We start from the raw sequence: 14,606 nt of genomic DNA on the forward strand, positions 1-14,606 counted from the left end.
TGTGAACGCTGATCTCGTCGTAGTCGGTTCGGGTTTTTTTGGCCTGACAATCGCGGAACGCGCCGCCACGGAGCTTGGACTTAAGGTTGCCGTCCTGGACCGCCGGCACCACATCGGTGGGAACGCGTACAGCGAAAATGAAGCCAAAACAGGCATCGAAGTCCACCGCTACGGAGCCCACCTCTTCCACACCTCGAACGAGCGGGTCTGGGAATACGTGAACCGCTTCACGGCATTCACGAACTACCAGCACAAGGTTTACACCAGCCACAAGGGCGAGGTGTACCAGATGCCCATCAACCTCGGCACCATCAACCAGTTCTTCCGGGCCTCGATGGGGCCGGCGGAAGCACGGGCGCTGATCCAGGAACAGGCCGGGGAGCTGGCGGGCACTGACCCGCAGAACCTGAACGACAAAGGCATCCAGCTGATCGGCCGTCCCCTCTACGAGGCGTTTATCAAGTACTACACCGGCAAGCAGTGGCAGACGGACCCGAAGGACCTCCCGGCGGAGATCATTTCCCGCCTCCCGGTCCGCTATAACTACGACAACCGGTACTTCAACGACACCTATGAAGGCCTGCCGGTGGACGGTTACACCGCGTGGATTGAACGCATGGCCGACCACCCCAACATTGAGGTTCACCTCAACACCGATTTCTTCGACGGCGGCGAGTTCGGTCAGGCGTCGGTGCGCGGCCAGGTTCCCGTCATCTACACGGGACCGGTTGACCGCTACTTCAACTACGCCGAAGGTGACCTCTCCTGGCGCACCATCGACCTCGAGGAGGAGGTCCTTCCCGTGGAGGACTTCCAGGGCTGCGCCGTAATGAACTACCCGGACGAAGAAGTCCCCTATACCCGGATCCACGAGTTCCGGCATTTCCACCCCGAACGTGACTACACGAAGGACGCCACGGTGATCATGCGGGAGTTCTCCCGTTTCGCCGAGAAGGGTGACGAGCCGTACTACCCCGTGAACACCGCCGTCGACCGTTCGAAGCTGCTGGCCTACCGGGACCTGGCCCGTGACGAGGATTCAGTGCTGTTCGGTGGCCGGCTGGGCACCTACAAGTACCTTGACATGCACATGGCCATCGGATCGGCCCTGAGCATGTTTGACAACAAGATCAAGCCGCACTTCAGCGGCGGGGCGAAGCTGGAAAGCGGAGGAGTAGACGCATGAGCGTAGCGACAGAATTCCGGCAAGAAACCGGGTCCGGCACCGGCGACACCGTCTGGAAGACAGTTCACCGTGTGGTCTTCCCGGTTGACGGCGACACCGACACCCTTCCGCTGTATGTGGACTTCGACGCCGCGCGCCGCGTCGTCGAAACGCAGGACGCGGGCTCCAAGCGGGCGGCGGCAGCACCGGTGGTAGCTGCCCAGCGCAGCGAACTCCGCGCGGACTTCATCCTTGACCGCCGCCAGCTGTCACTCCCTGCGCACCGCCGGGTTTCTTTCGGAACGTATTTCAATGCGTTCCCCGCCAGCTATTGGCGCGCCCACACGGACGTTCAGAAGGTCCGGCTCAGCATTGAAGTGGATGCCGAAGTAACGGTCATTGTCTACAAGTCCAGCCCCCGGGGCAGCTCAAACCGTGTCCAGAGCATGCATGCCACCGGCGGTGCCACCGCGACCTGCGAGCTGCCGCTGACCAACTTCGCCGACGGCGGGTGGTACTGGTTCGACCTCGTCGCGCACGGCAAAGACGTGACCCTGAAGCAGGCTGACTGGTCGGTTCCCGAAACCGAAGGCTTCACCCCGGGCACGCTCTCCATTGCGGTCACAACGTTCAACCGCCCGGATTACTGCGTCAAGCACCTGCGCACGTTCGCCGAGTCGGAAGACCTGGTGGCAGTCATGGACCGCCTCATCGTCACCGATCAGGGTACCCAGAAAGTCCGTGACGAGCCCGGCTTCGAAGAAGCCGCGGCTGTCCTCGGTGACAAGTTCAAGCTCATTGAGCAGGGCAACCTGGGCGGTTCCGGCGGCTTCGCCCGCGGAATGCACGAGTCTGTGGAGGACGGCCTGAGCAAGTACGTCATGCTCCTGGACGACGACGTCGTGGTGGAAACTGAGGGCGTGCTCCGCGCCGTCAACTTCGCTGACTTCACCCGCAGCGCCACCATCGTGGGCGGACACATGTTCAATCTCTTTGAGCGTTCGGTGATCCACAACTTCGGCGAGGGCATCAACGAGTACCGGTTCCAGTATGAGCCGATCGGGGAAGGGCAGATCGCCCACGATTTCGCCTCCGGCAACCTTCGCACCACACCCTGGATGCACCGCCGTATCGACGTCGACTACAACGGCTGGTGGATGTGCCTGATCCCGACGTCGATCATCAGGGAGATCGGGCTTGCACTGCCGGTCTTCATCAAGTGGGACGACGTCGAGTACGGCATCCGGGCCAAGGCCAACGGGTACACCACTGTGAGCCTTCCGGGGGCGGCCGTATGGCACATGCCCTGGACCGAGAAGGACGACACCATTGACTGGCAGGCCTATTTCCACCAGCGCAACCGGTGGGTCGCGGCCATGCTCTACTCGCAGTACGAAAAGGGCGGCCGGCTGCCCATCGAGAGCTTCCTCCAGGACGTCCGGCATCTGCTCTCGCTGCAGTACTCGGCTGTAGAGCTGCGCAACCGTGCCCTTCAGGACCTGCTCGACGGTCCCTCCCACCTGCACCGGACAATTGGCGGCAAGCTCCCCGAGATCCGCCAGGTCCGTTCGGGTTTCCCGGATGCCCAGGTCACCAAGGACATCACGGAGTTTCCCCCGGTCAAGAGGGTGCACCTGCCGAAGTTCGGCATGGTTCCGTCCCGCCCCAAGAACTTCGCGCAGACCATCTCCAGTGCCATGTCCGGCGCCCTTCGCCAGCTGCGCAGCGTCAACACCGCAGCGTCGCAGAACCCCGAGGCCGTTGTGCCTGCGGCGGATGCCCGCTGGTGGCGGCTGTCCCACCTGGATTCGGCCATCGTCTCGGCGTCTGACGGGACGGGCGCATCCTGGTACCGCCGGGACAACGTCCGCTTCCGCAAGCAGCTGCTTCGCAGCCTGACGCTGCACGCCCGTGTGCTGGCGCGCTGGGACGAGCTTTCGGCGTCCTACAAGAAAGAACTGCCCAACTTCACGTCGCCGGAAGCCTGGCTCAAGACGTTTGAGTCCATGACCGACTCCGCGCCCGATCAACGGAAATCCAATCAGTGACTAGCGGACACACCTCCCCGACGCACCAGGATGCCGCGCGTGCCCTGGTGGTACCGGGAACCGGGAACGGGCTTGCCGATGTGTTCCGGTCCCGGTTCCTCCTGAAGCTCCTGGTCCGCAAGGAACTCAGGATCAGGTACCGGGGGTCAGTGCTGGGACTGCTCTGGACCTACGTCAAACCCGGGGTTCAGTTCGTTGCGTTCTACGTTGCCCTCGGCGTCTTCCTGGGGCTTGAACAGAGCCCGAGCAACAGGGGCGGTTTGCCGAACTACGCCGTGTACCTGTTCTCCGGGATTATCCTGGTGAACTTTTTCACCGAGTCCTTGAGCACGGCGACGCGCTCGATCGTCAACAACAGCGGCCTGATCAACAAGATCTATCTGCCCCGTGAGCTGTTCCCGGTCTCATCGGTGTGGGTGTCTGCGGTGCATTTCCTGCCGCAGATGTTCGTGTTGGTGATCGCCTGCCTTTTCAGCGGCTGGCGCCCGGGACTCCTTGAGGCGTACAGCGCCGTTGCGGGCTTCCTGATCATTGCCCTGCTTGCCACCGGACTGGGGCTCTTCTTCGGGGCCGTGAACGTATATTTCCGGGACTCGGAGAATTTTGTGGACCTCCTGCTGATGGTGGCCACCTGGGTTTCGCCGGTGCTGTATTCGTGGCACATGGTCCAGGCCAAGGCGGGGGACCTCTGGTTTTCCGTGTACCAGCTCAACCCGATCACGATCGCCGTCGAGTCGTTCCACCACGCGTTTTGGCTGCCCACGACGTCCGGGGCGGAAGGCAGCCCGCCGAACCTGGTCACGCTGTGGATCCCGGTGGGCCTGCTGGTGTCGCTGCTCATTCTGTTCCTCGGCCAGTGGACCTTCCGCAGGCTCGAAGGCCGTTTCGCGCAGGAGCTGTGATGACTACCGCCATAGAAATACGCAACATCAACAAGCAGTTTGTCCTGCGGCACACCAGGTCACTCAAGGAAGCCCTCGTGTGGCTGATGCGCGGCCGCAAGGGTGACCTCTCCAAGAAGTTCCACGCCCTCCGGGACCTTTCGATCGACGTCGAGCACGGTGAGACGGTGGCGCTCTTGGGCCTCAACGGCTCCGGCAAATCGACGCTGCTGAAGCACATTTCCGGGGTCATGCTGCCCGATTCGGGCACGGTCCGCACCGGCGGCCGGGTAGCAGGGCTGATTGAGGTGGGTGCGGGATTCCATCCTGACCTCTCAGGACGGGACAACGTCTACCTCAACGGCGCCATCCTCGGCATGACCGAAGCGCAGATCAAGGAAAAGTTCGACTCGATTGTCGAGTTTGCCGAGATCGGCGAGTTCATTGACACCGAAGTGAAGTTCTATTCCTCCGGCATGTACCTCCGGCTGGCGTTTTCCGTTGCAGTCCACACGGACCCGGACGTCTTCCTGGTCGACGAGATCCTGGCCGTGGGCGACGAACCCTTCCAGAAGAAGTGCCTGGCAAAGATCAAGGAACTGGCGGCAGCGGGAAAAACGCTGATCGTCGTCAGCCATGACCTCGACCTGGTCGCCCACGTGTGTGAACGCGGAATCCTGCTGGAACATGGCTCGGTTGTGATGGACGGCCCCGTGGGCCACGTCATCAGCCGGCTGCGGAACCGCTAAAGCAACTGCACTACTCGCGAACGACCCCCCCGGGGCACACCGGCGACAACCGGACCGCCCCTGCTCAAACTCTTGGAGGAAATGTGTCCTGGCTGTCCACACTGCCGGCTCTGCTCGTTGCCGTGGCTGTGGTGCTGCTCCCGGGCGCCGCAGTGGCCTGGTCCATGGGCTTGCGGCGCTCGAGCCTGCTCGGGTTCGCGCCGCTCTTCTCGCTCTCCATCACCGGCGTCGCTGCCGTCCTTGCTCCGTTCGTAGGGATCAGCTGGAATATCTGGGTGGTCTTGGCGGCCACGTTGCTGGTGTCGGCCGCGGCTTACGCGGCAACCCGCACAGCCTGGGTGCGCAGGCAGATCACGGCAACCGAGGTTCGCGACAGCTGGGCAGTCCTGGGGGCGACTGCCGCCGCCATCGCCGTCGGCGGATTCCTGACGGCCCGTCGTGTCATCCAGCTGGTAGGCGCCCCGGACAACATTTCCCAGCGCTATGACAACGTCTTTCACCTGAACGCCGTCCGCTTCGTCCTGGACACGGGCAACGCATCTTCGCTGAATCTCGGCAGCATGGCCGGCGGAACCGGCGGACTGTCCTCCGTCTACCCGGCCGAGTGGCATTCCCTGGCCGCGCTGGTCACGCAGCTGACGGGTGCGGCCGTTCCGGTCTCTGTCAACGTGGTGAACCTTGTGGCATCTGCCGTCATCTGGCCCATCTCTCTGGTTTTCCTTACGAGGGTGGTCGTCGGCCCCAGGCCCATCGGCCTCCTGGCGGCAGGGGTGGCGTCGGCGGGCCTCATGGCGTTCCCGTACCTCCTGCTGGTCTGGGGACCCCTCTTTCCCAATCTCCTTTCGGTGAGTGCCCTGCCTGCCGGCATCGCGGCCGTGATCCTCGTGTGCAAACTGGCCCCGACACTTCCGGTGCCGACGGTTCGCGCGCTGCCCGCATTGGTGCTGGGAATTCCGGGCCTTGCGCTGTCCCACATGAGCGCGGTCAACGCGCTGCTCGCCTTCAGCGCCCCTATCCTCGTCTGGAAATTGGCCGTCCACGTTCGCGGACAGATCCGCAACAAGGCCTCCCTCGCACGGTTCGCCGTGACGGCCGCTGTGACGGTCGCCAGTGTGGTCGTTGCACTACTTGCATGGCAGAAGCTCCGGCCGGGCGCCTACAACGGATGGGCCGCCCACCAGACAGTTGCAGGATCAGTTGGCGAAGTCCTGGCGAATGCACCGATGAAGACTGACGTGGCGCTGGCGATCTCCGTGCTGGCGCTGATCGGAATGGTTCGGATCATCCGGCAGCGGACCCAGATCTGGCTGTTGGGCTGCTATTTTGTGGCAGGGTTCCTCTACGTGGTCGACGCCGGATTCAAGGCCGGGTGGGCCAGGGCATTCTTCACCGGCACGTGGTACCAGGACACGAACCGGCTCGCGGCGTATCTGCCGATATTCACCGTGGTGCTCGCTGCTGTGGGCATGCTGGCCGTCGCGGACGTCGCCAAGGCGGCGTTCGGGGGCATTGTGTCAAGGATGCCCCGAAACGCCGTGGCCGGAGCGCGCCCTGCCGCTGTTGCCGGCCTGGCGGGGACCGTCATTGCCGTTGTGGTGCTTGCCTGGGCCACGCAGACCGGTCCGGTCCGCGACTACGTCGCGTCCGGCCAGGTGTTTTATGAGCGCGATACCAAGGATTCCATTCTGTCCTCGGATGAGTACGTGCTCTTGGCCCGCATGGGTTCCGAGGTGCCCCAGGACGCGGTCATCGCGGTGAATCCGTGGAACGGCGGAGCCCTGGCCTATGCCTTTGCGGACCGCAAGGTGCTGGAATTCCACATGGGCCAGCGGGAAACGAAAAGCATGCGGGTTGTTGCTGAGGCCCTCGCTAAGGCCGATTCGTCCGCCCGCGTCTGCGATGCCGTGCGCGAGACGAAAGTATCCTATGCGCTGGACTTCGGCCAGCAATACCTGCTGAACCACCCGTCCAGCAGGACCTACCCGGGCCTCCAGAACCTGGAGTCATCCAAGGCTGTTCAGCTCGTGGATCAGCAGGGAACCGCCAAGCTGTACAAAGTGGTGGCCTGCAGCTAGTCCGGGAACGCAGCCAGGCCAGGAACAGGAAAAGACCTCCGGCGCCGCCAGTTTGATAGCTGCGGGTGCCGGAGGTCTTTTCGTTGCCAGTCCTTGGCCGTGGCCAACGGGCCCGAGCGGGATTAGCTTCCGAACGCCTGAAGCAGGGCAGCCACCGTACGCTCGGCCGCATGGCCGTCACCGTAGGGCGTTGCGTCCGTTGCGGCCGGCGCCGGCCGCCGTACGGTATCGGCGAGGATGCTCAGGTCCTTGCTGACCAGCACGTTCCAACCCAGCTCAACGGTCTCCACCCATTCCGTTTCCGGCCGGATGGTAGTGCAGGGCGTGCGCAGCAGGAAGGCTTCCTTCTGGAGTCCGCCGGAGTCGGTGATGACGCCCGCGCTGTTCCGCACGGCGTTGACAAGCTGCGGGTAGGCCAGCGGAGCTGCCACCCGGACCGATCCCTGCTCCAGGTCGAGCCCGTGCTTGGCGGCCAGGCTGACGAGCCGCGGGTGTGCCAGCAGGAATACCGGCTTCTCCAGGCTCGCCAGGGAGCTGATGATGGCGGCCAGGCGCTCCGGGGAGTCGGTGTTGTCGGGCCGGTGAATGGTGCAGACGTAGTACTCGCCCGGCGCCGCGTCGACGGGGAGGGGCTGGTCGCCGGCGTCGAGCAGGTCGCGGACTTTGAAGAGCACGTCCGTCATGACGTCGCCGACCAGAACGGTTCTCTCCGCGAGGCCTTCCGTGGCCAGGTGCTTGACGGCCACCTCGGTGGGCGCGAGCAGGAGGTCTGCACTGTGGTCGGTCAGGACGCGGTTGTGCTCTTCGGGCATCCGGCGGTTGAAGGACCGGAGACCGGCCTCGAGGTGTGCCACCGGGATGTGCATCTTGATGGCGGCGATGGCAGCGGCGAGGGTCGAATTGGTGTCGCCGTAGACCAGCACGCAGTCCGGAGCTGATTCCTCCAGGATTGCCTCGAGTCCATGCAGCATGGCACCGGTCTGGGCGCCGTGCTTGCCAGAGCCAACTCCGAGGTTGAAGTCCGGTGCCGGGATCCCAAGATCCCGGAAGAACACATCACTCATGAGTTCGTCATAGTGCTGGCCGGTGTGGGCGATCAGGTGTTCCGCCTGGCCCTCCATGGCCGCCGCGATCGGCGCGAGCTTTACAAACTGGGGACGTGCGCCAACGACGCTGAGAATACGCATGGCTTCTAGTTTAGAGGCAGCCTCCAACTTTTCCGGACTGGCCCCTCCGGTACGATGGATTCGGCGTTGTGCCCGGCATGCGGGCTGCGGTTTACACAGTGAGGTCTTGTCGGTGCGAATTCTTGTGGTTACTACGTGGTTTCCCAGCGAGCCGAGACCGACGGAGGCACCCTTCAACCTAGAGCACGCCAAGGCCATCCAGCGCCGCCACGATGTACAGGTCCTGCACGTGCGGCTGGGGCGTTCGCAGCACCCCGAGACCGGGCAGTATGAAGGCATCCCGGTGACCCGCATCGGCCTGGACCCGCGGCGGCCCCTCACCCTGATCGGCGCCGTGCGGCAGATTTCATCCGCCCTGCGAAGCGCCGACGTCCTGCACACCATGGCGTTCTCCAGTGCCCTCGTCGCGGCATTGCCCTGGTCTCTGCGTCGGCGGCCATGGGTCCATACGGAGCACTGGAACGGCGTCACCAACCCGGAAAGCGTTGGCGGAGTCTGGCCACGGATAGCCTGGCTCAGGCACGTACTCCGCCTGCCCCACCACGTGACGGGAGTGACGCGGCAGCTGGCGGACAGGCTCAGTGAGTTCTCGCGTCCCCAGGCGGCGTCCGTGGTTCCGTGCGTCGTGCCGAACGAGAGGCCGGTGGCACCGTACCCGCCGCTGGATCCCCTGCGGCTGGTGGCCGTCGGCGGTCTCATCCCGCGAAAAAGGCCCTTGCTCGCCGTCCAGACGGTCGCCTGGCTTCGTGGCCAGGGCCACAACGTAGAGCTGGAATGGGCCGGGGACGGTGGCCAGCGGGCCGAGGTAGAGGCACTCATTGCGTCGTGCGGACTGACTCCCTACGTCCGGTTGCTGGGAAACGTTGCCCCGGCGGAAGTTTTCGCCCTCTTCGACCACGCCCATCTGTTTTTCCTGCCGACAGAACAGGAAAACTTCTTTACTTCCGCGGCGGAGGCCATGAGTGCCGGGCGCCCCGTCGTTGCCCCGCACGTGGGCGGCTATGACGACTACGCGACGCCGGAAAACAGCCGTCTCGTCGACGACGTGACGCCCGAGTCGCTGGGACAGGCGATTCTGGAGGTTCGGGACCGGTTCCGGAACGAAGAGCCCAGGGTCATTGCCGGGCCGATCCGGCGTCGGTTCTCTCCCGAAACCGTCGCCGGACTCTTTGACGACATCTACACGGACGTCAGCGAACGGAAGGCCGGCGGCGCCCGAATAGCGCAGTGATAGCCTGAGCAAGTGCAAAATACGGGTACAGGGTTTACGCCTGCAGTCGACGTCGTCATAGCCGTACACAGTTCCGGCAGGCCGATCGAGCGGGCAGTGGCCTCAGCCTTTGACGGCGGCCTGGCGGCCAATCAGGACGGCGGAGTCCGCGTCTCCGTTGTCTGCCACAACATAGAAGCCGAAGCAATCCGCAGGCGCCTTCCGGCCGACACCGCAGAGCAGGTGCGCTGGCTCACCTGCCAGGACGGCATTCCCAGCCCTGCGGGCCCGTTCAACGCCGGCATCGCAGCGGCCGACGGCGAGTACGCGTGCATCATGGGGAGCGACGACTACCTGGAATCGGGCGCGCTCGCGCAGTGGCTCACAGTTGCCCGCGACGGCGGCGCCGCCGCAGTCATTGCGCCGCAGCGCCACGCTGACGGCAACAAGATCCGCACCCCTCCCGTCCGAGCCGGACGCAAGAGCCGGCTCGACCCCGTCCGGGACCGGCTGTCCTACCGCACCGCGCCGCTGGGACTCATCAGCACGAAGGAAATCCAGCGCCACAGCCTGGCTTTCACTGCGGGACTCAAGACAGGAGAGGACCAGGAGTTCTCCTCCCGGCTGTGGTTCGGCGGCGGACGGATCGACTACGCCCGGGGCGCCGGCCACTATGTCGTCGGCGCGGACGCGCAGGACCGCGTCACCTACACCCGCCGGCCCGTCACCGACGAACTGTCCTTTGCGACGCGCCTGGTGGCCTCCGACTGGTTCAAGGGGCTCACGGACACCGGCAGGCGGGCCATCGTGGTCAAGCTCCTCAGGGTCTGTCTCTTATACACATCTAGATGTGTATAAGAGACAGGGTGCGGGCCGACGATGGGGGCTGGTCCGCGGCGGACATGGCGGAACTGGCCGCCGTCGCCCGCAGCCTGCTTGCCGCTGCCCCCGGCGCGGCGGATCCGATGGCCATCGCTGACCGCCGCCTGCTCGACACCATTCTTGACGGCGGCGCCGAGCCTGCGGCGCTCGTGGCCGCGGCCGCAGCACGGCGTAGGTTCGGCAGGCCCGAAACGCTTTTCGCCCGCGGGATCAGGAACAACCTCAACCCGGAGTCCCCGCTCAGGTTCATCGCGGCGTCGCTGCTCGTCTGAGCCTTGGCGGCCCGCTGCCGCCCGTGGGCGGCCGGCCGCCGCCCGTGCGCCTTCGCGCCGTAGCCGCCCGCCGCCGTCGTCCGAGCCCAAACCCGCCGCTACGGGCGAGCCCCTGTCTCTTATACACATCTAGATGTGTATAAGAGACAGGAGTAGAGCTTGGTGCGGATAAGGTGGCGAAGAGTGCTTTCGCGGCGTAGGTTTGCCCACGGCGCGGGCGCCAGGACCTTGCTGACGTACGGCGCCCGCTGATCGGCCTCCAGGGCCTCCCTGATGACTCCGTCTGCAGTGGCTCGTCCCGCGGCGAGAATGAGCCCGCGGTCCGCCACGGAAAACGGCCGCAGATATTTCCCGGAAATGCTGGAGACCTTTCCGATGAACTGCTCCAGCACGGCGAGGTCGGACGGAGTCCATTCCCAGTTCGACCCGCGCCTCCGGAGAGCGCCCAGCAGATGGACCCTGACCAACTTGACGGCAATGGCTGTCCGCGCGGCAGGACGCAGGCCGCCCAACCAGGCGTCGTCGAGGCCCAGCACGGCCCGGAACTCCTCGGCCAGCGGCAGGACATCCGATGTGACGCGGTCCGACGCGTCGCTGCAGATCACGTAGCTTGGCGCGCCTGCCGGATATTCGATTTTCGCCCCCGAGTACCATAGGCGCAGCCCGGGATCGAGGTCTTCGCCCGACCGCAGCCCCTCCGTATACGCGATGCCTTCGGATTTGAGGGTCTCGCGGCGGATAAGCCCCAGGGGAGCTGTGGCGTAGGCCAGGCCGTCGCGGACGGGATCCAGGTTGTGCGTCCGCCCGGGACGGACCCGTGGCGTTCGGATGCGGACCTGCCGGTCGGTGAGAAGCGGCGCTGCCACGGCATCCGCGTTCTGCTCATTGAGCGCGTTGTGCCAGGCCTGCAGGGCACCGGTCTCGAAATAGTCGTCAGAGTCCAGCACTGCCACAAACGGCGCCGTGGCGAGGCTCAGCCCGTAGTTCCGCGGACCGGCGGGGGAGTTCCGCTGGTCGTGAAACTCCTCGAACCGGATGGTGCCGTTGGAGGCAGCGCCCACCGTGGGGCTGATCTGGTCGCGGGAGATGTTGTGGCACACCACAGTGACGCGGACCATGCCGTTTGGCATGCCGTCAAAGCAGGAGCGCACGGCGCGGTCCAGCGGACGTTCCGTGGTGTGGACCGGAATGACGACGTCGATCGTCGGCTCTGCCGGCGTCAATTGATGAGTCCCGCCAGGGAGGCCTGATGCGCGAAGTCAGGGACGTTTTCGATCAGCTCGTCGAACGTGCCGCTGGCGGTGACCCGGCCGCCCGTCATGAAGAAAATCTGGTCGGCGTGGCGGATGGTGGACAGCCGGTGGGCGACGAGCAGCACGGTGACCTTACCGTGGAGATCGCGGATGGCCTGGCTGATGGCATCCTCCGTTGCCGTATCGAGGGCACTCGTGGCCTCGTCCATGACCAGCACCAGCGGATCCGCGTAGAGGGCGCGGGCGATGCCCAGCCGCTGCCGCTGGCCGCCGGACAGCGACAGGCCACGCTCGCCGAGGGCGCTGTCCATGCCGCCGTCGCGCTTTTCCACGACGTCGAGCATCTGGGCTGTCTTCAGTGCTTCCTTCACCCGTTCGCGGTCAACGCTGTCAGTCCAGGTCAGGGCCACGTTCTGCGCGACGGTGGCGTCGAACAGTGATACGTCCTGGGGCACGTAACCGACACGGGAGCGCCAGTCATCCTTCACGGCGCTCAGCGGAATGCCGCCGATCGAAATGGTTCCCCCGGTGGGTTCCACGAGGCCCAGGATGAGGTCCACCAGCGTTGACTTTCCCGCGCCCGACGAACCCACGAATGCGACGGTTGAGCCGAACGGCACCGTGAGGTTGATGTCGCTGAGTGCCGGCGGCGCGTCCGGGGCATACCGGAACGACACATCGCGGAGGTCAAGGCTCGCAGCCGAGACGGCGAGCGTCTCGCCGCTGCGCTCATGCTGCCGGTCCTCGGAGAAGCGCTCGATGGACTTGATGTCGGAGACCACAATGTTCGCGTGCGGGGCGTTGACCGAGGTCTGGGACACGATGGCCTGGAAACGCTGGATGCTGGGGGCCATGCGGAAGCCTGCAAGGGCGAAAATGGCCACCGAGTACATCGCCTGGTTCGTGCCGCCCGCGAGGTATCCCACCAGTCCGACGACGACGAAACCGCCGATGAGCGCGGATTCCAGGACGTAGCGCGGAACGATGCTCAGGAACTGGATGTTGGACCGTGCGCGGGACGTGCTGATGCGGTTCTCGTGGACCACCTGGGCAACTTCGTCCGACTTGTTGCGCAGCGTAATCTCCTTCAGTGCGCCCACCATCTCGGTCAGCAGCTGCGCAACGCGGAACGAGTAGTCGCGGTTGACCCGCCCGGCCACGACCGAACGCCTCGAAACGAAGACGTAGAGGACGCCGCCCACCAGGCCCAGGTAAATCAGGGCCACCGCGGCGGTCAGAGGCTGCGAGACGGCAAGGATGATGACAACGACGACGAAAGTGAGCACTTCGCCCACCACCGATACCGCAGGCAGCAGGAATCCGGCGATCGTGTTGGCGATGCCCACGTCCGCAATCCGGATGAGGTCCGAAGAGTTCCGCCGGAGGCGTTCGACCCAGGGCGCGGCGAGGTAGGCGTTGAACAGCCGGTCACCCATGGCAAGCTCATATTGCGCAAACCTGCGGGTGGCAAACCATTGCAGGATGACGGCAAACACGCCCTTGAGGACGATGATGAGGCAAATGATGCCCACAACGACAAAAAGGCCCGCGCCGGAGATCTCTACGCCGATGAAGGGGACCTTCCAGCCGGCGCCGTTGATCATGGGTGTCAGCACCAGTGCCAGCAGGCCCATCGCGAAGGCGTCAAAGAGTGATAGCACGCCCAGAAGTACTGAATACAGCTTCAGGAACCCGACGCTCTGCGGCGGCAGGATGCTGACAACGTTCTTGAATGTGGTCAACAGAGCCTTCACCGGCGCTGCTCCTGCGTGGGAATTGGGACGAATCGGGCGGCGTCGCAGCTGGCAGGGGAAGAACTTCGTGGGCTTCGTATCACCATGACATTCTAGCGGGCACCCGCTGGGCCGGACTGAACCCCGGATTGCCGGTCAGCGGCTGCGGTGATCCGCTGCCGAACCGTAGAGGTCTTGGAGGACCGGGATCCACGCGTCCGCGCGGTGGTTCTTGAGCACCCACTGCCGGGCGTCCGTCTGCTCTGCGGCCGTGACGGGGTCCCGCAGTACTTCCCGCGCCTGTTCAGCCAGTTCGAGCGGGGAACCCTGCAGGACGGGTGGAGCTCCTGCCGGCCCCTCCATCTGGCGTCCGGGACACGCAACCACCGGGCCAATGCCCATCGCCTCCAGCTCGCTGACGCCGAGCAGGCCCGTGGATTGCCCCACGACGAGGTCCGCGGACGCGAGGTAAGCAAGGTAGTCCGGATGGCTCATTTTTGGGACCAGCTCAACGCCGAGGGCCTTGGCGGACGCCGCTCCCGGCCCCCAGTCCAGCCCGACGATCTTCGTCGAATCCGGGACGGCTTTGACCAGCAGTTCAGCGAACTCCAGCTGCGTTTCGAGCCCTTTGGAATCGTCCCAGCGGGAGGCGAAAACCACCTTGCGCTGACCGCCCGCCTGCGCCTGGGGCGCCCAGCGGGGGAGAGTCTCGGGGCGGAGGAGCGCCGGCATGTACCGTGCATCGGGACGCGCCGCCAGCGCGTTCTCTGCGGTGTCGAGATTTGAGTAGAACACGGTGTGGGCGCCGTCAATGGCGCGCTGGACCTGATCGCGGGTAGACGGCTCGAGCCACTGCTTGCGGATATCGGTGCCATGCAGATGAAGCAGGTACGGGCGGCGGGGGAGGAAACCGTGCTCCAGCAGTGCGGCCGCCGTCGCGTAGTGGATATGAATCACATCCGAGGTCAACAGCATCTTCAGGTGCCGGGCGACGTACGGCAGCTGGCGCGCCCGCCCGGCTGGCGACGAGGTGAACCCTTCCGGCGGCCGGACATCCGACGGCGGCACGAAGTTCCAGTGATGGCCCTGCGCGGCTGCCGCCTGGACCAGGGTCAGGGCCACGTTGGCGCAGTCGTTAAAATGCGTTACGC

At 65.0% G+C, this 14,606-nt stretch carries 12 protein-coding genes; 8 read left to right on the plus strand and 4 right to left on the minus strand.

The window, feature by feature from the left end:
* The first annotated feature begins 1 nt into the window (after position 1).
* The 5 genes from glf (at position 2) to B1A87_RS04050 (ending at position 6,918) form a co-directional block, all read left to right on the plus strand.
* Positions 2-1,186 carry a UDP-galactopyranose mutase gene (glf, locus tag B1A87_RS04030; protein WP_078028006.1) on the plus strand — a complete coding sequence of 395 codons (1,185 nt, stop codon included), beginning with the start codon at positions 2-4 and terminating at the stop codon, positions 1,184-1,186.
* Positions 1,183-3,213, plus strand: coding sequence for a glycosyltransferase (locus tag B1A87_RS04035; protein WP_078028005.1), 2,031 nt, complete (start codon positions 1,183-1,185; stop codon positions 3,211-3,213). The genes glf and B1A87_RS04035 overlap by 4 nt, the downstream gene beginning before the upstream one ends.
* Entirely contained in the window at positions 3,210-4,115 is a 906-nt protein-coding gene (locus B1A87_RS04040; RefSeq protein WP_139362785.1) for an ABC transporter permease, read from the plus strand. Before B1A87_RS04035 ends, B1A87_RS04040 begins: the two co-directional genes overlap by 4 nt.
* Positions 4,115-4,843 carry an ABC transporter ATP-binding protein gene (locus tag B1A87_RS04045; RefSeq protein ID WP_078028004.1) on the plus strand — a complete coding sequence of 243 codons (729 nt, stop codon included), beginning with the start codon at positions 4,115-4,117 and terminating at the stop codon, positions 4,841-4,843. The genes B1A87_RS04040 and B1A87_RS04045 overlap by 1 nt, the downstream gene beginning before the upstream one ends.
* 83 nt (positions 4,844-4,926) lie before the next feature.
* Complete coding sequence (locus B1A87_RS04050; protein ID WP_078028003.1) at positions 4,927-6,918, plus strand: DUF6541 family protein; 1,992 nt, start codon at positions 4,927-4,929, stop codon at positions 6,916-6,918.
* Between the two features lie 122 nt (positions 6,919-7,040).
* Here B1A87_RS04050 and wecB read toward each other — a convergent pair whose 3' ends face one another.
* Positions 7,041-8,105 (minus strand): non-hydrolyzing UDP-N-acetylglucosamine 2-epimerase, encoded by a 1,065-nt coding sequence (gene wecB / locus B1A87_RS04055; RefSeq protein WP_078028002.1) that lies wholly within the window; start codon positions 8,103-8,105, stop codon positions 7,041-7,043.
* 112 nt (positions 8,106-8,217) lie between these two features.
* On the opposite strand from wecB, the gene B1A87_RS04060 reads away from it, so the two are divergent.
* The 3 genes from B1A87_RS04060 to B1A87_RS04070 are packed head-to-tail and all read left to right on the plus strand — an operon-like array spanning position 8,218 to position 10,469.
* Positions 8,218-9,336: a glycosyltransferase family 4 protein gene (locus B1A87_RS04060; RefSeq protein ID WP_185982228.1), complete on the plus strand. Its 1,119-nt coding sequence runs from the start codon at positions 8,218-8,220 to the stop codon at positions 9,334-9,336.
* 12 nt (positions 9,337-9,348) lie between these two features.
* Positions 9,349-10,173 carry a glycosyltransferase family 2 protein gene (locus B1A87_RS04065; protein ID WP_144275715.1) on the plus strand — a complete coding sequence of 275 codons (825 nt, stop codon included), beginning with the start codon at positions 9,349-9,351 and terminating at the stop codon, positions 10,171-10,173.
* Positions 10,164-10,469, plus strand: a complete 306-nt coding sequence (locus B1A87_RS04070) for a hypothetical protein (RefSeq protein ID WP_144275716.1) — start codon at positions 10,164-10,166, stop codon at positions 10,467-10,469. The genes B1A87_RS04065 and B1A87_RS04070 overlap by 10 nt, the downstream gene beginning before the upstream one ends.
* Positions 10,470-10,588: 119 nt before the next feature.
* On the opposite strand, the gene B1A87_RS04075 is transcribed toward B1A87_RS04070, so the two are convergent.
* The 3 genes from B1A87_RS04075 to B1A87_RS04085 form a co-directional block, all read right to left on the minus strand.
* Positions 10,589-11,692, minus strand: coding sequence for a glycosyltransferase family 2 protein (locus tag B1A87_RS04075; protein ID WP_144275717.1), 1,104 nt, complete (start codon positions 11,690-11,692; stop codon positions 10,589-10,591).
* Complete coding sequence (locus B1A87_RS04080; protein ID WP_260680646.1) at positions 11,689-13,464, minus strand: ABC transporter ATP-binding protein; 1,776 nt, start codon at positions 13,462-13,464, stop codon at positions 11,689-11,691. The genes B1A87_RS04075 and B1A87_RS04080 overlap by 4 nt, the downstream gene beginning before the upstream one ends.
* Before the next feature lie 147 nt (positions 13,465-13,611).
* Positions 13,612-14,577 (minus strand): glycosyltransferase family 4 protein, encoded by a 966-nt coding sequence (locus tag B1A87_RS04085; RefSeq protein ID WP_078027998.1) that lies wholly within the window; start codon positions 14,575-14,577, stop codon positions 13,612-13,614.
* Positions 14,578-14,606: the final 29 nt, after the last annotated feature.

The sequence above is a fragment of the Arthrobacter sp. KBS0703 genome, assembly GCF_002008315.2.
Lineage (GTDB): Bacteria > Actinomycetota > Actinomycetes > Actinomycetales > Micrococcaceae > Arthrobacter.